Below are 18,567 nucleotides of genomic sequence, written 5' to 3'. Positions count from 1 at the left end.
GATGTGACTAACGTCCACCGCCGTCCGGCCCGCGTTCGTGACGATCGCGATACGCCCCTCTTCCTTGGGCCGGGTTGCGGCGACACATACGTCCTTTCCGAAATTCGGTAAAGCGGAATATTTTCGCGGCTCGCGTTGACCGACAATTTGGGTGTTTTGCCCGTCGGGCAACGCAAGGTCTTGTAGCCCGGATGAGCGAAGCGACATCCGGGATTCCGACCACGAGCTGTCCTGGGTATCGCTTCGCTCACCCGGGCTACGGGACTTATCGGACTGCACGCGCAGTCCCGACTAGTCCTCGCTGGACGTCGCCAAGCGGTTGCGCAGATGGGCCTGCGACAACAGAAAGAACAATGCGCGCTCGCCATGATATTTGGCGGACGGCCGAGTGCGCTCGAAGCCATCGGCAAATTTCTTGCCGGATTGGTCGCACACCTGCCACCGCCAGCCGAACCGCTTACGCCTCGTGAGGATCACTTCGAACATGCCGACGAGCTTGGTCCCCTGCTCCTTGCCGGTCTCGCAGACGCACGAGCCTGCTCCGGCCTCCCCCGTTGGAGTGATGTCCGACATATAACGCGGCAGGATGGAAAGCGAATAAAATTGATTATCGGAAATAGGTATCTTGCACCGGCTGTGAGGAAGTCGCGGCGCCGCTGGAATAAGCCGGCGGTGCCGGTGTTGATCGGTCCTGCTTGGTAGCGCTGCCAGAGCTGTTCAAATCGAAACGCCAACAATCGCAACAGCAAGCGGAGCAGCGGAAAGCATCTGCTTTCGCACACGGGACTGGCGGTAATAAGATATGAGAATCCATGCGCTGAATGAGAAGTGTTCACCAGGCACGAAGACCAGCGTCGGGCCGCATGCGGCATCACCGCTCAAGCACTACCGCGCGACGACCTCGACTTCGCCGTCGACGCCGTTGACGACATTGAAGCCGCGCTCGTAGACCTTGCCCTCGTTCTTGGCGATGGCGCGGTATTCGCCTTCGGAGAGCACGACGCGGGGAAAGGCGCCGATCGATTCCTTGATGACGTCGCCGCCCGGGGTCAGTACCGACCAGGCGGTGTTGGCGAGCGCCTCGCCGCCCCTGTCGCTGACGAGCTTGAGCGTGATGACGGCAGCGCGGTGGGTGATGGTGACGTCGGTGAGCTTGCTGGCCTGGACGCGGATGTCCGAGCGCACCACCGAATTGGCGTCGCCGTAATTCGAGATGATGTAGTAGGTGCCCTCCGGCAGCAGCACGACGTCGCCGGCGGCGACGTTCGGCACCAGGGAGGCGCGTTCGCCGGATTCGAACTGGCTCCCCTTGTAGATCGCGAACGAGATCTGGTTCTGCGGAATGCGACTGGTGCCGACGCGGCCCTCGATGCGCAAGCCGCCGGCGGGCAGCACGAAGGACTCGCGATCGGTCTCGGCTTTCAGGCTGACGGTGCGCACCGCGCTGACGAGGCCAAAGGCGACATGCACGACGTAATTGCCGGGCGGCAACACGATGTTTGGCGTGGCATTACGATCTTCGCGAATCAGCTTGAAGGTGCCGTTCTCGTCGGGACGATCGGCAAACACGCGCCAGACCAGGCCGCTGGTGATCGGCGGGGTGTCCTTGCCGTATTTCGCGGTCAGCGACAGCACGCCCTGTCCGGGCACCGCCGCGTTGAGCGGCGGGGCGGATGGCACAGTCGTGACCGCGGGCGGCGGCATGCTGGGCGTGGTCGGCTGCAACAGGGTCGGCGGCAGGCTCGGCGGTCCGGCACCCGGGCCGGAGGGCGGCGCCAGACTGACGGCACCGCCGGGATCGGGCACCGAAGCGGGCGGCACCGGCGGCGGACGATCGGAGAAAAGCTGCGCCTGCGCAGCATTTTGGCCAAGAGTATAGAGGCAGGCAGCAAGGACCAGCACCGGCAGCAGCGATGTGCTGCGCCGCCATCCGATGATGCCGTCACCCCCGAGAGTCATGCCACCTGCTTTTCACCGAAAACGCGGCAAATTCAAGCCTCTGGATCCCCGAGAAATACGGCCAATACGGTTCTTTGGAACCCGGCTGACGCCTGCGTGATTACCCCAGGGGCACCCGTTCCTCGCCATACTCCTGCCCCGCGCGCTTCCCAAACCGGCATAAACCATGCTTCGGCCCGGTTCTGGCGGAGCGCGAGTGCGGTGCCTAGTCTGATGGCGGGTCCCGGCGTAGGAGAGTTTCGGTGCTGGACATATTGAAGGGTCGGGGTTCGAACAGCGATAAGGTCGGCGAGAAAGTCGGCTTGGGCAGCATCCGCCGGCCGGTCATCGGCCTTGCCCTCGGCGGCGGCGCGGCGCGCGGCTTCGCTCATATCGGCATTATCAGGACCCTGCTCGCCAACGGAATCGTGCCTGACGTCGTGGTCGGCACCTCGATCGGCGCAGTGGTCGGCGGCCTCTATGCGGCCGGCCGGCTCGATACGCTGGAAGAATGGGGCCGCAGCCTGCAAGGCATGCGCAACATCCTCGGCTATCTCGACATCCGCCTCAACGGCTCCGGCCTGATCGGCGGCGAGAAGCTGGCGACCCGGCTCGAGGCTGCCTGCGGCCAGAGCCAGATCGAGGATCTCCCGGTCAAGTTCGCCGCCGTCGCGACCGAGGTCCGCACCGGCCACGAGATCTGGCTGACGCGCGGCCGCGTGGTCGACGCGATGCGCGCCTCCTACGCGCTGCCCGGCATCTTCTCTCCGGTCCTGATCGGCGATCGCTGGCTGGTCGACGGCGCATTGGTGAACCCGGTGCCGGTCTCGGCCGCCCGCGCGCTCGGCGCGGAAATCGTCATCGCCGCAAATCTTTCCAGCGACATCTTCACCTATTCGACGACGGTCTATTCGCACGGCGCGATGCCTGAACCGGTGATCCCCGCGACCGAAGAGCCGGCGTCAAAGCGGCGCTTCCCGAGATTCTTCTCGCCTGAGAAGACGGTGAAGCGCGAGTTCTTCGGCGGCGGCAGCGCCCGGCCCGGCCTCTCCTCGGTGATGGTCGACGCTTTCAACATCATGCAGGACCGTATCACCCGGGCCCGCCTCGCCGGCGATCCGCCCGACATGCTGATCACACCGCGGATCGGCCAATTCGGCTGGTTCGATTTCCACCGCTCCGAGGATCTCATCGCGCTGGGCACCCGCGCAGCCGAGCGTGCGCTGGAGTCCATCCAGGAGGCAATCCACGAACTGGCGCCCGCGCCCGAGGGCGCCGCGCCCAAAGCCGACCAGCAGGCCTGATCAGGCGGTCTACTGATCAGGCAGTCTTGATGTAGTCGCGCAGAGCTTCCTGCTCGGCCTCGTATTCCTGCACCCGACGCTTGACGATGTCGCCGATCGAGATCAGGCCGACCACCTTGCCGTTGTCGACCACGGGCAGATGGCGGAACTTGCCGGTGGTCATCATCTCCATGAGTTCGGCGACCGTGTCGGTCTCCTTGCAGGTGACCACCTTGCGGGTCATGACCTGCGAGACCGGCTCCTCCAGCGCGCCGGCGCCGCGCTCGCCGATCACCCGGACGATGTCGCGCTCCGACAGGATGCCTTCCAGCCGGCTCTGGTTCATCACCAGCACCGCGCCGATCTTCTTGTCGGCGAGCAGTTTGACCGCGGCAGCCAGCTTGGCGTCGGGCTCGACGCTCATGATCTGGTGGCCCTTGGTGTTGAGAATCGAACGTACCGTCATTGTCGCCTCCCTGAATCGCAACCGTCCGCTGTTCGCGGTCCGGACTTGTTCTTCGAGTCTTCAACTAACAGTTTCAGCGCCGGTTTCACGTTCAGGCGCTTTGCGAAGCATCGCCGCTAGCGGCCTGTCGCTTCGGAACATTCTTCTCGGGAATGATGGATGAATTCGGGCGGCGCCGCAAGCGCCGCTTCAAATGCGGTCTGAAATGTCCCGTGATGACGCATCCGCAGCATCACTTCGCACGCGCGGCACCGGATCGAACAACGCGAACAGCAACAGGCCGGCAAGGAAGCCGCCGATATGCGCCTGCCAGGCGACGCTCGTGGTCTCGCTGTCGATGCCGATCGCGCCGACGCCGAAGACGATGTTGACGCCGAACCACACCGCAAGAAAACCGAGCACCCGCCCGTCGCGCAACGCGCGCGACAGCGGCAGCGCCGGAACTCTTGCGGCGGTATCGGCATCCGATCGGCTGAACGACAGGAAGCTGCCGCGAACGAAGGCGAAGCGGATCGCCGCCGCCATCGCGCCGGACACCGAGGCCGAGGCGCCGATCATCGGCGCCACCGCGTGCTCATGGGTGACGAGATGGGCGAGCGCGCCGGCCGCCGCCGTCACCGCGAGGAACAGAAAGAACCTGATGGCGCCAAAGCGCCGCGCCAGCGCGCTGCCGAACGGCAACAGCCACAGCACGTTGAAGCCGAGATGGGTGAGGTTGGCGTGCAGCAGCGAATAGGTGACGAAGGTCCAGACCTTGGCGCCGGCTCCGCCGGGGATCTCCAGATTGAGCAGCGAGGAATCGTAGCGCTTGGGGATGAAGCCGAAGACGTCGATGGTCCAGTTCTCGAGCTCCGGCGGCAGCAGCACGCGCAGATGGATCACCGCGAGCAGGAGGATATAGGCGGTCAGCGCGAACGGCAGCGTCAGGATCGGCTCGCGCGGAGCCTCCTCAACGACGGCCGGCACCCCCAGCGAAGCATCTTGCGACGAAGGATCTTGCGGCGGAGAATTTGGCGGGAATTCCAAGGGCGGCTTCGCTTTCAGGCGCGATCGGAGCGACAGGCTTCACGACAAGCCTTGGAGATAGTCGCCTTTGCCCGCGCTGCGCAAGTGCACAAAAGGAAAAGGCAGGGCCCTGGGAAAGCCCTGCCTATCCGTGTCGGACTTCCGGTACCCAGAGAGACGGGAGTATCCCCACCCCTCCCCGCGGCCGGTGACCAAACTGTTTGACGCCTGTGTACAGGCCTCGCCGAGAACCTGGAGAAAAGCGGCGAGGCTTGCGACCGCGATCACCATAGCAGCGGGGCGGTGCACGGAAAGCGCATAGTTAATTTAACGTTAACGACGCAAAGGCAGCGCCAGGAGCACCGAAAATGCCGCTGCGGCATGGACGCTGCAAAGCCCCTCCTGCACAACAACACAGGGATCGCGGCTGCACTGAAGCGGGACAGGTTTGTCCCGCGAGGTTGCGCCCCGGGGTAAGCGTTCAGCCATGAAACATCCGTCGAGCCGCGAGTTCTTCGCATATTGGGACACCAAGCGGGGCACCGCGCGGGCCCCTGACCGGGCCGATATCGATCCGGCCGCCGTGCGCGGCCTGCTCGGTGACATCTTCGTGCTGTCCTGCGAGCCCCATCTCGGCTTTCCGTTCCGCGTCGCCGGCACGCGCGTCTGTGCCCTCGCAGGGCGCGACCTCAAGGATGCGAGCTTTGCGGCGCTGTTCAACGAGGCTAGCCGCCGCGAGATCGAGGAGATCACGACCATCGTCGCCGATGAGAGCCTCGGGGCAATCGCCGGCGTCACCGCCGCGCGCGAGGACGGCAGCAAGGCGTATCTCGAGCTGCTGCTGCTGCCGTTCAACGCCCGCCCGCATACACCGGTGAGCGTGACGGGCGTGCTCGCGCCGTTCGACGACGAATGCGGCGCGCTGGGCCCGTTCGCCCTCACCTCCTGGCGCTATCTGCACCAGCCGGAAAAACTGCTGCCGCGCGCGATCCGCAAGCTGCAGATCGCACGCGGGCTGATGGTCTATGAGGGGCTGCGCTAGCAGTGCACCGCGCTCACGGCATCGCCAGATGCCAGGCGCCGTTCAGAAAGCCGTCGCCGGTGACGTCGCCGGGCTTGGTGTCCTTGGCAAAGGTGTAGAGCGGCTTGCCCCTGTAGGCCCACTGCTTCGAGCCATCGTCGCGCGTGATGACGGTGTAGCCGTCGGCGGCGGCATCGCTCGCCTCGGCCTTCAGCACCGGCCAGTTGGTCGCACACGGACCATTGCAGGCCGACTTGCTGTCACCATCCTTGTCGAAAGTATAGAGCGACATGCCCTTGGCGTCGGTAAGCACGTTCCCTTTGTCGGTCTTGCCGGTCTTGGTCGGCGGTGCCGCGAAGGCAGCGGGAAGCAGCGCCAGCGATATTGCGAGCGTGAGCGCGAGGCGGATCGATGACGTCATGGTCTCTCCTGTCAGGCAATGGGCTTGCATGGGTAGGACGCCGCGCGAGCCGTCGTATTCCTGAGATCGCGGCAAAGATATTTTTCGCTGCAAGCCTCGTCGCATCGGAATAAACTGGGATGATGGAGATGGACGACGGATCGACATGAGCAAGCCGCATTGGCGTCCCGCCCGCGCCTCCGATCTGCCGGCGATCAGCAAGATCGCAGCGCAAATCCATCCCGATCTGCCTGAACGCCCCGAGGTGCTTGCGGAAAAGATGCGGCTCTATCCCTATGGCTGCCGCGTGATCGTCGCGGACGACGGGATCGTCGGCTACGGTCTGGCGCATCCCTGGATGCAGCACCGGATTCCGCCGCTCGACGGCTTCCTCGAGCAATTGCCCGGCGATGCGGATTGCCTCTATTTGCACGACGTCGCGGTGCTGCCCGACTTTCGCGGCGGCGTCGCGCGCGACTATGTCATCGCGATCGAACAGCTCGCGCGCACATCAGGAATCGCGACGCTCGCATTGGTGTCGGTCTACGCCACGCGGCCGCTGTGGCAGCGTCTCGGCTTTCGGCCGGTCACCGCGGATGCGGAGCTGCGGGCGAAACTCGCGTCCTACGGCGACAGCGCGACCTACATGCTGCGCGACCTCGCTGCGACGTAACGCCCCTCCCCGTCGACGCCGGTAGGCTGCCGTCAGGCGCGATGCTTCTTTTTAGTCTTCGGCTTCTTCCCGGCGGCGCCCTTCTCAGACCACGACGTGACCGAGGGCTCAGCGTGGCCCGGCTTGTTCTTGTGCTTTTTCTTCTTTGCGAAGGAAGGAGCATCGTCGAATTTCGGCGTGCGCTCGGCGTACGGCTTTTCGTGCGGTTTGCCGTGTATCTTGCCGTGTGGCTTGCCTTGTGGTTTGAACCCGTTCGGCTCGCGCGCGCGTTCGCCCTGGCGTTCACGATGATCGCTGTCGCCACTCTCGCGCCGCGGCGCGTGGGGCCGCTCTTCCGATGCCGCCTGCCGTTGCGGCGCATCCGCCATCGGCTCGAGACGGATATTGTCTTCCTTGTCCGGACGCTTGATCTTCACGGCGAAGGATTCCGCGACCCGCTCGGAAATTTCGAACTCGGTCGTGGTGTCCATGATCTTGATCGCGCCGATGTCGTTCTTGTCGATGCCGCCACGACGGCAGATCATCGGCAACAGCCAGCGCGCTTCCGCATTCTTTTTTCGCCCGATGTTGGCCCGGAACCAGACGCTGCCATCCGCCATGCCATGTTTCGACGACGATTTTCCCGCTTTGGGCCGCGCCCTTTCGGGCCGATCATCGCCACGCGATGCGCGGATATCGTCGCGCGGTGCGCGCGTATCATTGCGGCCGCGATCCTCGCGCGGCCGACTGCTCCGCTCGCCGGGATCCATAATGTCTTCGGGCGACGGCAGCCGCGCGCGATAGAGCCGTGCGAGTGACGCGGCGATCTCCTCGGCCGACCGCTCGGCCAATAGCGCCTGCGCCAGCGCCAGATCGTCGGCGGTGGTCTCCTCCGTGAACAGCACGTCCTTCATGCGCTCGTGATCGAGCTTGCGGATCTCATCCGGCTGCGGCGCCGTCCCCCAGACCGCGTCGATGCCCGAGACGTTCAGCAGCATTTCCGCACGCCGCCGCCGCACGGGCGGCACCAGCATGACGCTCGTCCCCTTGCGGCCCGCGCGGCCGGTGCGGCCGGAGCGATGCTGCATGACCTCGGCGTCGTTGGGCAGGTCGGCATGAATGACGAGATCGAGGCTCGGCAGATCGATGCCCCGGGCGGCGACGTCGGTCGCCACGCAGACGCGCGAGCGTCCGTCGCGCAGCGACTGCAGCGCCGTGGTTCGCTCGTTCTGCGTCAATTCGCCTGACAAAGCGACCACGGAGAAGCCGCGCTCCAGCAGTGCCGCCTGCAAGTGCCGGACGCCGTCGCGCGTGCTGCAGAATACCAGCGCGCTCGGCGCCTCGTAGAAGCGCAACACGTTGACGACGGCGTGCTCGGCATCACCGGGCGCGATCCGGATCGCGCGGTACTCGATATCGGCGTGACCGCCTTCGTCGCCGGCGACCTCGATCCGGAACGCCCGCTGCTGATACTGCTTGGCCAGCGCGACGATGCCGCGCGGGAACGTCGCCGAGAACATCAGGGTGCGGCGCGTGTCCGGCGTGGTCTTGAGGATGAACTCCATGTCCTCGCGAAAGCCGAGATTGAGCATCTCGTCGGCCTCGTCGAGCACGACTACCTTCAATTCCGAGATGTCGAGACGGCCGCGGCGCAAATGATCGCACAACCGGCCGGGCGTGCCGACGACGATATGAGCGCCGGCCGCAAGCTCGCGCTGCTCGCGCCTGGGGTCCATGCCGCCGACGCAGGAAACGACGCGCCCGCTCGCATGCTCGTACAGCCAGGCCAGCTCGCGATGGACCTGCAAGGCAAGCTCGCGGGTCGGCGCCACGATCAGGGCAAGCGGTGCACCCGCCCGCTCGAACCGCTCGGCGTCGCCCAACAGGTCCTTGGCCATGGCGAGCCCATAGGCCAGGGTCTTGCCGGAGCCGGTCTGTGCCGAAACCAAGAGATCGCGGTCAGCGGCCTCGTCCGTGAGTACGGCGAGCTGAACGGGGGTCGGACGGTCGTAATTGCGCTCGGCCAAAGCTCGGGCGAGCGGCGCACTCATGGTCGGAAAAGACACGGGATAAACCTTGGTTGGTCCAGGCGCGGAACGTCGAGCCGCGCGACCTGAAGCTGCGTAGGCGGCAAATGGTCCAGCCGCACGCGTGGTGATCTGATTTGGACGCTCTTTACGCCAAGTGCGGGCAAATCACCATGCCTATGACGCATGGCTTTGGTGATGCCGAGAAGAAGCTTACTGGCCAGCTCGACCCACTACATCCAGCGTTTTCGGGGCATTTTACTGCATATAGCGGGATTTTGGGGCGAGGCTGCAGATTTTCACGGCCACCTCGCTTAAATTATGCGCGGTTGAAGCTGCCGGAGACGCACAACAGGGCTAAGCTCAGGCCGATTGGACTAGGGAGCACGACGATGCGATTGGCAGTCATTTCCGATATCCACGGCAACCTTGCCGCGCTCGAGGCGGTGCTGGCCGACATCAAGGCGCGTGGCGTCGATCGTACGGTCAACCTTGGCGATTGCGTCACCAGCCCGTTGTGGCCGAAAGAGACTTTCGAAGCGCTCGAGGCGCTGTCGTTGCCGACCGTACGCGGAAACCATGATCGCTGGATTGAGGAGTTTCCGGACGACAAGCTCTCGTCGGCGGGTCTGTTTGCGCGCAACGCATTGACTGCGGAGCAACGTCTCGCACTCCACAGCCTGCCTTCCCAAATACGGCTGGACGATGGGATCCTGGCCTGCCACGGCACGCCCGAGAACGATACGACATGCCTGCTGGAAGAAACGCTCGACGACGGCCGCTTCGTACCGGCACGCCGCGACGTGCTGGCAATGCGCCTCGCGAGTGAGCCGACGGCGCGTGTGGTGCTGTGTGGTCATAGCCACCGCCAGGCCGTCGTTCACGGACCTCATGACTGTCTGGTTCTCAATCCAGGGAGCGTTGGTTGCCCGGTCTTCGCAGACATTCCCGTTGCCGCAAACCTGGAATACCGCTCGCCGCACGCGCGATATGCAATCCTCACGAAGCGACAAAGGGGCTGGCAGGCCGAACTCTTGGCCCTCGAATACGATTGGGACGCCGCATCGTCCCGTGCCCTCGCCAACGACCACCCGAAATGGGCGCAGGCCATATCGTCGGGATATGTCAAATAGCTGCTGGCATCGCTCGACCCAAATTGTGCCGCACGGAAGAACGGGAGAACACATGGCCGACGGAATCTCGCTTGCCGACAAGCTCGCGACATTTGGGGATTTCTGGTCCCCACGCACGATCACGACCTTCAACGATTGCGACGTGATGGTGGTGAAAGTGAAGGGAGAATTCACCTGGCACAAGCATGACGACACCGACGATTTCTTTCTCGTCCTGAAAGGCAGTTTGGAGATCGAATTACGGGATCGCACGGTGACGCTTGGTCCGGGCGAACTCTATGTCGTGCCCAAAGGTGTCGAGCATCGCCCGGTCGCGCGCGAGGAAGTTCATCTCCTGCTCATCGAGCCGACCGGCACGCCGAACACGGGCGACAAGGCCACCGCCGCGGACCGCAAGCTCGCATAGATGGCAACTCGCCCAGCGCAGCTCTATGCCTGCAGCCTTAATCCCTGGAGGTCACCAGGCTGCTGAAGCCGCCGACCAGTCTAGCTCTTGCCCGCACAAGAGTGTCCCTGGCCGCGCGGCTCAGTGCGCGGATGGCGCGCCAGGCGTCGGTTGCCTGCAGCCACGCCTTCACCTCGGAGTACTTCCCATAGGCCCAGGCGAAGGCCGGAATCCGCATCAGCTTGTCGCGCGTGAGATGGAACAGGCGCTCGACCAGCACCAGCTTAAGCAGTTCGCCGACAAGAAAAGTCACGGCCCCCATCACGATTTGCCCGGTCGCCGCGAGATAGGCTGCCACGGGCTTGACCGGCTCCAGGATAATGACGGGTACCGAAAACAAGGCGAGCGAGCAATAAGGCGACAGCGATCTGATCCAGCCCCGCAATCGCTTCAATTGGAGATGCCGCCCGATCCAGCGCGAGATTGGCCTCGCCACGGCCATGAAGACCGCATCCACCAGGAAGTAGATGGCGGCCGCGATGTAGGTCAGGGGCTTCAGGTTCTGCTTCACGATGAACTCTCCCGTGAACTGAAAGCCGTAACCTGGGCCTAAGTTTCACCCCGGCTTGAATAACTCGCGGATTTTCGATGGAACTTTTCGTGTACGGGCCCGCCGCTGCCCGGTTCAGATCTCCGCATAGATCTCCAAAAGATTACCGTCGGGGTCGCGGAAGAACAGCGTCCGATGCCCGAACGACTGGTTCGTCGGCGGTGACAGCAGCGCCACGCCGTGGCGTGCGAGTTCGTCGGCACACGCATCGACTTCGGCCGCGGACACCTTGAAGGCCAGTTGCAGCGAGGCACTGCCTGCCGGCGTCGGCGCGTCAGCCGCGGTCCGGCTTGGCCTTGCAAGAGCCAGCGTGTTGGGGCCCAAGCCGTACTCGATCCAGTCCGGCGACAGCTCCCGCAGCAGCGGAAATGCGAGAACCTCCTGGTAGAAGCGCCGCATCGCCACCATGTCGCGCGCGAAAATGACGGTGTAGTCGATCGCACGGATGGCGCGGAAGGGCGAGCGGGTGCGTTGGATCGGTTCGGTTGTCATCTCGTCCTTCATTCAAAACGCCGGCCCGTAGCCCGTATGGAGCGTAGCGGAATACGGGGAGCCCCAGGCGAGAATCCCGGATTACGCTGCGCTCCGTCCGGGGCTACAGGGCTCGCCAGACTTTATCGCAACAAACCGCCACTGTAACGGACCGCATAGAGCGGCACGCCATCCTGCCGCGCAATCGTCTCGACACCGTGGAAACGATCGAGCGCGCCCTCGACCTCGTTTCGATAAATCATGCCTGCCTGCTCGAACAGATGCGGGCCCCGAAACGGATACTCGACGCTGACATCCAGCAACGCCTGGCGCAGGAATTTGTAGATTGCGAGGAAGATGTCTCGATCCGTGATCTCCGCACGGACGCCACCGCTGTAGCTCATCGACCAAACGACGCGGTCATCCCGGGACACGGTTTCTTGGCCAACGAAAAACCCCATCCCGAAATAGATATCGCGATAGGCATAGGGTGCCGCACGATGCTCGAGCTGCTTTGAGCCTCTGAGCAGCGGAGCGGCGGTGGCGTCGTCGTCCATCCCCGCATAGGTATGGCGCTTGGCTTCGACCAGGAACGCTGCGAGATCTCCGGGGATGGACGACATCGGTTATTCCACCAGTTCCGGCCACGGCACGATGGTCGACTTCACCGTCTTCATCGCCATGGCATCCCTGACCGCCTGTGCGACGCCTTCTTCCGTGAACGGATAGATTGTCTGCATCTTCAGCCAGGGATATTTGCCCGCCGTGCGATGGAGCATGTCGACGCCGAGCGGCAGATCGTTGGCGGTAAAACCCCAGGAGCCCAGCACGTTGATATCCTTGGTGCAAATGCGGTGCCATGAAGTCTCGATCGAGCCGGCGTCGGTGAACTGGCCCATCTCGACATAAGTGCCACCGTCGCGCAGCATCTCGATGCCTTCGGGGCCGGCGGAGGGATGGCCCGAGCAATCCATCACCAGATCGGCGCCGAAGCCGCCGACGATGTCGCGCACGCGCGCGATGCGTGCCTCGGGCGATTTGATCTCCTCGATGTTCACCGTCGCCTCGGCGCCGAACTCGCGCGCGAGCTTGAGCCGCGGCTCCTCCGGCGCCCCGACGCAGATCACGCGCCCTGCTCCCATCTCCTGCGCGGCGGCGACCGCGAGAATGCCGATCGGGCCCGAGCCCTGGATCACCACAGTGTCGCCCCAGGAAAAACCGCCGGCGCGGCTGGCGCGATTGAAGGCGCGGATGCAGGACGTCAGCGGCTCCGACAGCGCACCCAACCGCAGCGACATGTCGTCAGGCAATTTGTAGATCTTGGTGCCCGGCAGCATGTCGAGATCGACATAGACATATTCGGCCCAGCCCCCCCACATGTGAGGCGCCTTGTCGAAGCCGAGATAGCGGCCGTAATAGACCGGCGTCAGGCATTTGTTGGCGGTCAGGGGATAATGGATGCAGTAATAGCAGCTGCCGCAGGGCATCAGCGGCGGGATCATCACTTTTGATCCGACCTTGAGCGGCTTGCTCATGAAGTCCTCGGTGAATTCGTCGCCGCATTCGACGATGATTCCGCCGAGCTCGTGGCCGAGCGTGAACGGCCATGGCAGCGGCTTCGGCCAGTGCCCTTTCAGGATGTGCAGGTCGGTGCCGCAGACGCCGCACGCGCCGACCTTGATCAGCGCGGCCTTTTTGCCGACCTTCGGCCACGGCACGCTGCGGATGACGGGCTCGCTGCCCGGCCCTGCGTGGGTGCAGACGCGGATCTGGTCCATGGCGTGTCCTCGATGCCCGTCTGTTATGATTGATTGGTGCGGGCTGAAGCGAAGCGTATGTGAGATGCGCGCTGGTGCCAAGCCGCGGTCTCGTAACCCGCATGAGCGAAGCGACATGCGGGGCCAGCATTCCCGGATATCGCTTCGCTCATCCGGGCTACGGGACCCTGGTCTCCACACACCCAAGTGCCTTGAGCGCTCGACGGCGAACGTGTAGGCACGGCGCCAAAGTCCCACCCCAGGTGCCCGCTTGAACCCCCTCCCTCAAAATCCCGTGGTCGCGTCCGGCTCGTTCGCAGCGATGAGGTCGGTGCCCTACCGGCTCCAGTTCATCGCTTACGTGCTGGCGATGATGGCCGACAATATCGAGCATGTGATCAGCTATTGGGTGGTGTTCCAGAAATTCCATTCGCCGGCGTTGGCCGGCTTTGCGGTGCTGTCACACTGGCTGCCGTTCCTGCTGTTCTCGGTCGCGGTTGGCGGACTGGCCGACCGGGTCGATCCGCGCCGCATCATCCAGTGCGGCATGCTGCTGTTCATTGTTGCCTCGGCCGGATGGGGTTTCTTCTTCATCACCGACGCCATCCAGATGTGGCACGCCATGCTGCTGCTGGTGGTCCATGGCTGCGCCGGCGTGTTGTGGCAGACGCCGAACCAGCTTTTGCTCTACGATCTCGTCGGTCCCGCTGATCTTCCGAGCGCGGTGCGGCTGAATGCGATGGCGCGCTATCTCGGCATTCTGGTCGGACCTGCCGTCGGCGGAATCATCATGCTGACGCTCGGCACCTCGCACGGCATCATCTTCAACACGCTGTTCTATCTGCCGATGCTGCTGTGGCTGTTCTGGGCGCCGGTGCGGGACAAGAGTGTCGCGGTGCGGCGCTTCGCCGTGCGCGGCCTTGCCGACATCATGCTGACCATCCGCGCCATCGGCACGCAGCCGGTGCTGACGGCGATGACTTGGCTTGCCGGCCTCACCTCCTTCATGATCGGCAATGCCTATCACGCCCAGATGCCAGGCTTTGCCGGCGATCTCGGCCACGGCGATCCCGGAATCTCCTACAGCGTGCTGCTCGCGGCCGATGCCGCCGGCGCACTGCTCGCCGGCATCGCGCTGGAATCCTGGGGGCGGCTCAAGGGCACGCCGCGCACCGCGATCATGCTCGCCATGCTGTGGAGCGTGGCGCTGCTCGGCTTCGCCTCGGTGCGGATCTATCCGGTCGCGATCGTGCTGTTGTTCTTTGCAGGCTTCTTCGAGCTGTCGTTCAATACCATGGCGCAGGCGCTGGTGCAGTTGAACGCGCCGTCCGACATTCGCGGTCGCGTCGTCGGCCTCTACAACATGGCGGGGCTCGGGATGCGGGCGTTCAGCGGCATCACGGTCGGACTGTTCGGTGCGGCGATCGGCATTCACTGGTCGCTCGGGCTCTCGGCCGCGGTGCTGCTGGCGCTGCTATGTCTTCTCTATGGGCGCGCGACGAGGAAGACGGCCGGTTGACTCCGGCGTCTCCCCACCGCACGCTTGATATAGGGTTTGGGGAGATGAAGCGTTGCGCAATCGCTGGGGCATACTTGCGATCCTGTTCGTCGTTCGCCTCACCATCGCATTCCAGTTCCAGAGCGTAGCCGCGGTCGCGCCGCTGCTGCAGCAGAGCTTCGGCGTCGGGCTCGCCGATATCGGCATCCTGATCGGACTCTATTTCACACCGGGCATCGTGCTGGCGCTGCCGGGCGGCGCGATTGGCCGGACGCTTGGCGACAAGCCCACCACGATCGTGGCGCTGCTGCTGATGACGGCGGGCAGTCTCGTCATGGCCATCACCGACGTCTGGGGCTGGCAGATGGCGGGCCGGCTCGCCTCCGGCGCCGGCGGCGTGCTGCTGACCGTGCAGCTCACCAAGATGGGCACCGACTGGTTTGCGGGGAAGGAGATCGCTACCGCGATGGCGATCTTCGTCAACTCCTGGCCGGCCGGCGTTGCGATCTCGCTGCTGGTGCTGCCGGCGATCGGCACGGCCTATGGCGCGGGCGCCGTGTTCCTCGTGGCCGGCGCGCTCACCGCGATCGGCATTGTGCTGATCACGTTCTACCAAGCACCGCCGGGAGCAACCGCCAGCGCGGCCGGCTCCGGGCGGCTTGATCCGCTCGCGCTTCTGGCGGTGATCGTCGCGGGCGCGATCTGGGGCCTCTATAATGTCGGCTTCGCCATGATCTTCTCGTTCGGCCCCTCGCTGCTCGCCGAGCGCGGCTGGAGCATTGCCGCGGCGGGATCGGCGATCAGCCTCGTGATGTGGCTGTCGGTGATCTCGGTGCCGGCAGGCGGTTATCTCGCCGATCGCTTCAAGCGGCCGTTCGTGCTGGCTATCGTGGCCAGCCTGGTGGTGGCCGGGCTGCTGGCCTGGCTGACCCGGTCCGACGCCGTGATCACGATCCTCGTCCTGATCGGCCTGATCGGCGGCCATCCGGCCGGGCCGATCATGAGCCTGACCGCCCGCGTGCTCGTGCCGGAAACCAGGGCGATCGGGATGGGCGTGTTCTACACTCTCTTCTATGCCGCGATGATGCTAGGACCGGCGGTGGCGGGCCGGCTCGCCAAATCGGCCGGCACGGCCGCGGTCGCGCTCGACCTCGGCGCGCTGACAGTGCTGGCCTGCCCGCCCCTGATGTGGCTTTTCGAACGCATTGTGTCTGTTCGTCATCGCCGCGCCCGATCCTAACGCGGCATTAACCCTGTGCACCTTAGGGTCGTCCCGGACTCCGCCAGGCGGGGGGTCGGGTTGTGAAAATGGCGTTGGCGCACAAAAGATTTCTTCCGGCCGCCGAGGAACGTCGGCGTTTCCAGCGGGTGAAGGTTCACCTGCTCGGCCGCTACATGCTGCCGGACCGCCGTGAATTCCCCTGCCAGGTGATCAACATGTCGCCGGGCGGGCTGGCGCTGCTGGCCCCCGGCATCGGCAATGTCGGCGACCGCGTGGTCGCCTATCTCGACCATATCGGCCGCGTCGAGGGCAAGATCACCCGCATCATCGACAATGGCTTCGCCATGACGGTCGGTGCCACGCCGCGAAAGCGCGACAAGCTTGCGGCACAGCTGACCTGGCTCGCCAACCGCGACATCCTCAATTTGCCGGAAGACCGCCGCCACGATCGTATCGTGCCGCGCAATCCGATCGCGGTGCTGACGCTCGAGGACGGCACCAAGATGACCTGCCGCATCATCGACCTCTCGCTGTCGGGCGCCGCCATCGCCGCGGAGAACCGCCCCCCGCTGAAATCGACGGTTCTGCTCGGCCGGGTGCAGGGCCGCGTGGTCCGAAACCTCGAAGATGGCTTCGCGCTCGAGTTCATGCATTCCCAGCCAATTGAAACTCTCGAAGAGAGCGTTACCGCGCGGTAAAGCGCGAAGGCACCAAAACCACCGCATTTCCAGTACTGAAGGCGGCCTCCGCGATGCGGACGCCGCCTTTTTCATGGGTGGCGTCGAGGCTCGCGCGGGTTAACGCGGAGGCTGCGGGAGCGTGCAAACAACGGTTCCGCCAGCGTTTCCGCGTTAATCCATAAAATTTGAATCAATTGCAGTCATATCGAATTTTATTCAAGTTTGACTCAAGTATAGATCGAATTCGCCGCGTGTTTTACTTGCATTCGTCTCGACTTGACTTGACTGACTTAGCGGCAACTCAAAAGCTGCCTGCGCAATGTGGTCCCAACAAGAAACGGGGGCCGCAATGTTTGATTTCAGGGGACAGGGGAAGGGATTGGCGCTCGCCGCCATGCTCTTCGGAATGAGCGCGGCAGCGCAGGCCGGCGAAGGCCGTCTGCTCTACGCAAGCCTCGGCGACACCACGCGTGCGCCGATCGGCTGGGTCGAGTTCTGTGCGGACAATGCCGCTCAGTGCCAGGGCGCACCGACGCAACCGCGTGACATCGTGATGTCGCAGGCTGCATGGCGCGACCTCGTCAAGGTCAATCGCTGGGTCAACGAGACCGTCAAGCCTTTGACCGACCAGGAGCACTGGGGCGTGATCGAAAAGTGGTCGCTGCCGTCGGACGGTTACGGCGACTGCGAGGACTACGTGCTGTTGAAGCGCAAGATGCTAATCGATGCCGGATGGCCGCGCGAGGCCCTGCTCATCACCGTGGTGCGCGACAAGAAGGGCGAAGGACACGCGGTGCTGACGGTGAAGACCGACAAGGGCGAGTTCGTTCTCGACAATCAGAACGAGAACGTCGTTGCCTGGACGGAGACCGGCTACCGCTTCGTCAAGCGCCAGTCGCAGAGCGATCCCAATGTCTGGGTCTCGCTCGGCGACACCAAGCCGGCGGTCTCCACCGCCAGCGCAAGGGATCAGTAGAGACAAACGAAAGAGATACGCGACCCGGTCACATCCCCACCCCTCCCCGTCCCAGACCGGTTCGCGCGCGGCCAGCCATCCCCCAATGGCTGGCCGCAACTTTTTGAACTCGCCGGGAATCGCCAAATTCCCGTGGAATCAAAGCAGTATAGCCGGGTGGGTAAAGACGTCTCAATACGCCTCGGTACGGAACATTCCCCAAACACGACACCCCGACACGGGGAAAAGCAGGGGAATTTGTTCTCTCTGCGTTCGCATGCGACAAGCGGTACTGGCCTCCTAAGTTGATTGTCGCAGTGGCCCATTTTGATCTGTCGCGATCGCCCAGCTTGCCCAAGGCGTCCGCAACCCAGCCTGCCTTTCGGAGCCCGTTCACTCTCCGCCAAGGTTCGGTAGCTCCGTTCCATAGATTCCCAATCTTGCTTCCGAAGACAGCAAAGCCCTCGGCAGTTTCCCGCCGAGGGCTTTGAGGAGCTCTCGGCAGTTACCTGCCAAGAGCTCCCGTCTCTGTCGTCTAGAGCGAACTTACCAGTTGCGCTGAGCGCGGAGGAGCAGAACGAGCGTGTCCTGATCCTTCAGCTCGTACACAGTGGCCGGCTTGGCTGTGACACCGGACGGAGCAACAGCAACCGTACCAGCGTACTTCTGGTCCAGATGGGTCCAGGAGAGGTCGGCCGAGAACGTCAGGTTCTTGACCGGGGTCCAGCGGGTGATGACACCGACCTGGCCGATGGCGAAGTCAGGATTACAACCCGTCACACCAGCGAGACCGCCGAACACGCCGCCAGCACCACCAGCGCCGCAGATTGTGGTCTTAGCCAGCGAGCCGAACTGTGCCTGAGCGTAGGCACCGTAGATCGCGGTGTTCCAGTATGGATCCCAGTTGTGGGTGTAGGCACCACGGAAGCCCCAGGTCTTCACAGTCTCCTGCGAGCTACCGGTGGTGAACACGGTGTCCGGAGCGACGGCGAAGCCGACGCTCTGGTAGGCAACGCCGGAGCTGCCGAACATCGAGTAGCTGCCGCCCGCCAGGTTCTGGAAGT

Annotated in this window: 20 protein-coding genes and 1 pseudogene; 9 read left to right on the top strand and 12 right to left on the bottom strand. The window is 64.1% G+C overall.

The window, feature by feature from the left end:
* The 3 genes and pseudogenes from AC0L3B_RS36710 to AC0L3B_RS36700 form a co-directional block, all read right to left on the bottom strand.
* A pseudogene (locus AC0L3B_RS36710) lies at positions 1–207 on the bottom strand (hypothetical protein); the annotation flags it as partial.
* Positions 208–291: 84 nt separating this feature from the next.
* The gene (locus AC0L3B_RS36705) at positions 292–573 is read right to left on the bottom strand and encodes a hypothetical protein (RefSeq protein WP_018455363.1); all 282 of its coding nucleotides are present in this window, start codon (positions 571–573) and stop codon (positions 292–294) included.
* 312 nt (positions 574–885) lie between these two features.
* Positions 886–1,959 (bottom strand): hypothetical protein, encoded by a 1,074-nt coding sequence (locus AC0L3B_RS36700; RefSeq protein WP_204511590.1) that lies wholly within the window; start codon positions 1,957–1,959, stop codon positions 886–888.
* 242 nt (positions 1,960–2,201) lie between these two features.
* On the opposite strand from AC0L3B_RS36700, the gene AC0L3B_RS36695 reads away from it, so the two are divergent.
* Positions 2,202–3,242 (top strand): patatin-like phospholipase family protein, encoded by a 1,041-nt coding sequence (locus tag AC0L3B_RS36695; protein ID WP_085361736.1) that lies wholly within the window; start codon positions 2,202–2,204, stop codon positions 3,240–3,242.
* Between the two features lie 16 nt (positions 3,243–3,258).
* Here the strand turns inward: AC0L3B_RS36695 and AC0L3B_RS36690 are convergent, their stop codons facing one another.
* Positions 3,259–3,687, bottom strand: coding sequence for a CBS domain-containing protein (locus AC0L3B_RS36690; RefSeq protein ID WP_085351136.1), 429 nt, complete (start codon positions 3,685–3,687; stop codon positions 3,259–3,261).
* 189 nt (positions 3,688–3,876) lie between these two features.
* Complete coding sequence (locus tag AC0L3B_RS36685; protein WP_473382299.1) at positions 3,877–4,653, bottom strand: rhomboid family intramembrane serine protease; 777 nt, start codon at positions 4,651–4,653, stop codon at positions 3,877–3,879.
* A gap of 526 nt (positions 4,654–5,179) precedes the next feature.
* Between AC0L3B_RS36685 and AC0L3B_RS36680 the strand changes: the two genes are divergently transcribed.
* Positions 5,180–5,734, top strand: coding sequence for a PAS domain-containing protein (locus AC0L3B_RS36680; RefSeq protein WP_085361735.1), 555 nt, complete (start codon positions 5,180–5,182; stop codon positions 5,732–5,734).
* Between the two features lie 13 nt (positions 5,735–5,747).
* Here the strand turns inward: AC0L3B_RS36680 and AC0L3B_RS36675 are convergent, their stop codons facing one another.
* Positions 5,748–6,134: a COG4315 family predicted lipoprotein gene (locus tag AC0L3B_RS36675; RefSeq protein ID WP_473382297.1), complete on the bottom strand. Its 387-nt coding sequence runs from the start codon at positions 6,132–6,134 to the stop codon at positions 5,748–5,750.
* A 145-nt stretch (positions 6,135–6,279) separates the two neighbouring features.
* Here AC0L3B_RS36675 and AC0L3B_RS36670 point away from each other — a divergent pair, with 145 nt between their 5' ends.
* Positions 6,280–6,786 carry a GNAT family N-acetyltransferase gene (locus AC0L3B_RS36670; protein WP_085361733.1) on the top strand — a complete coding sequence of 169 codons (507 nt, stop codon included), beginning with the start codon at positions 6,280–6,282 and terminating at the stop codon, positions 6,784–6,786.
* Positions 6,787–6,818: 32 nt separating this feature from the next.
* Here AC0L3B_RS36670 and AC0L3B_RS36665 read toward each other — a convergent pair whose 3' ends face one another.
* Positions 6,819–8,816 carry a DEAD/DEAH box helicase gene (locus AC0L3B_RS36665; RefSeq protein ID WP_204513959.1) on the bottom strand — a complete coding sequence of 666 codons (1,998 nt, stop codon included), beginning with the start codon at positions 8,814–8,816 and terminating at the stop codon, positions 6,819–6,821.
* A gap of 368 nt (positions 8,817–9,184) precedes the next feature.
* Between AC0L3B_RS36665 and AC0L3B_RS36660 the strand changes: the two genes are divergently transcribed.
* A complete protein-coding gene (locus AC0L3B_RS36660; protein ID WP_085361731.1) occupies positions 9,185–9,925 on the top strand; it encodes a metallophosphoesterase family protein in 741 nt (246 codons plus the stop codon).
* A gap of 52 nt (positions 9,926–9,977) precedes the next feature.
* The gene (locus AC0L3B_RS36655) at positions 9,978–10,331 is read left to right on the top strand and encodes a cupin domain-containing protein (protein WP_085361730.1); all 354 of its coding nucleotides are present in this window, start codon (positions 9,978–9,980) and stop codon (positions 10,329–10,331) included.
* Between the two features lie 37 nt (positions 10,332–10,368).
* On the opposite strand, the gene AC0L3B_RS36650 is transcribed toward AC0L3B_RS36655, so the two are convergent.
* From AC0L3B_RS36650 to AC0L3B_RS36635, 4 genes are all read right to left on the bottom strand, one after another.
* Positions 10,369–10,881 (bottom strand): hypothetical protein, encoded by a 513-nt coding sequence (locus AC0L3B_RS36650; RefSeq protein ID WP_085385015.1) that lies wholly within the window; start codon positions 10,879–10,881, stop codon positions 10,369–10,371.
* A gap of 114 nt (positions 10,882–10,995) precedes the next feature.
* Positions 10,996–11,424, bottom strand: a complete 429-nt coding sequence (locus AC0L3B_RS36645) for a VOC family protein (RefSeq protein ID WP_204511594.1) — start codon at positions 11,422–11,424, stop codon at positions 10,996–10,998.
* Between the two features lie 110 nt (positions 11,425–11,534).
* Positions 11,535–12,014, bottom strand: coding sequence for a DUF5680 domain-containing protein (locus tag AC0L3B_RS36640; protein ID WP_085351128.1), 480 nt, complete (start codon positions 12,012–12,014; stop codon positions 11,535–11,537).
* 3 nt (positions 12,015–12,017) lie between these two features.
* On the bottom strand, positions 12,018–13,169 hold the full coding sequence (locus AC0L3B_RS36635; protein WP_204511595.1) for a zinc-binding dehydrogenase: 1,152 nt from the start codon (positions 13,167–13,169) through the stop codon (positions 12,018–12,020).
* 250 nt (positions 13,170–13,419) lie between these two features.
* Here AC0L3B_RS36635 and AC0L3B_RS36630 point away from each other — a divergent pair, with 250 nt between their 5' ends.
* The 4 genes from AC0L3B_RS36630 (at position 13,420) to AC0L3B_RS36615 (ending at position 17,524) form a co-directional block, all read left to right on the top strand.
* Positions 13,420–14,667, top strand: a complete 1,248-nt coding sequence (locus tag AC0L3B_RS36630) for an MFS transporter (RefSeq protein WP_283842359.1) — start codon at positions 13,420–13,422, stop codon at positions 14,665–14,667.
* A gap of 52 nt (positions 14,668–14,719) precedes the next feature.
* Positions 14,720–15,886 carry an MFS transporter gene (locus tag AC0L3B_RS36625; RefSeq protein WP_204511596.1) on the top strand — a complete coding sequence of 389 codons (1,167 nt, stop codon included), beginning with the start codon at positions 14,720–14,722 and terminating at the stop codon, positions 15,884–15,886.
* Positions 15,887–15,954: 68 nt separating this feature from the next.
* Positions 15,955–16,566 (top strand): PilZ domain-containing protein, encoded by a 612-nt coding sequence (locus AC0L3B_RS36620; protein ID WP_085396156.1) that lies wholly within the window; start codon positions 15,955–15,957, stop codon positions 16,564–16,566.
* 331 nt (positions 16,567–16,897) lie between these two features.
* Positions 16,898–17,524, top strand: coding sequence for a transglutaminase-like cysteine peptidase (locus tag AC0L3B_RS36615; RefSeq protein ID WP_026232931.1), 627 nt, complete (start codon positions 16,898–16,900; stop codon positions 17,522–17,524).
* Between the two features lie 525 nt (positions 17,525–18,049).
* Here AC0L3B_RS36615 and AC0L3B_RS36610 read toward each other — a convergent pair.
* Positions 18,050–18,567 (bottom strand): porin (locus AC0L3B_RS36610; RefSeq protein WP_473382293.1); only part of this gene is annotated, 518 nt, incomplete at its 5' end.

This window comes from Bradyrhizobium sp. Kon56, from assembly GCF_055807635.1.
Note: the sequence above shows the minus strand (reverse complement) of the source record. Positions and strands in the feature narration are given on the sequence as shown.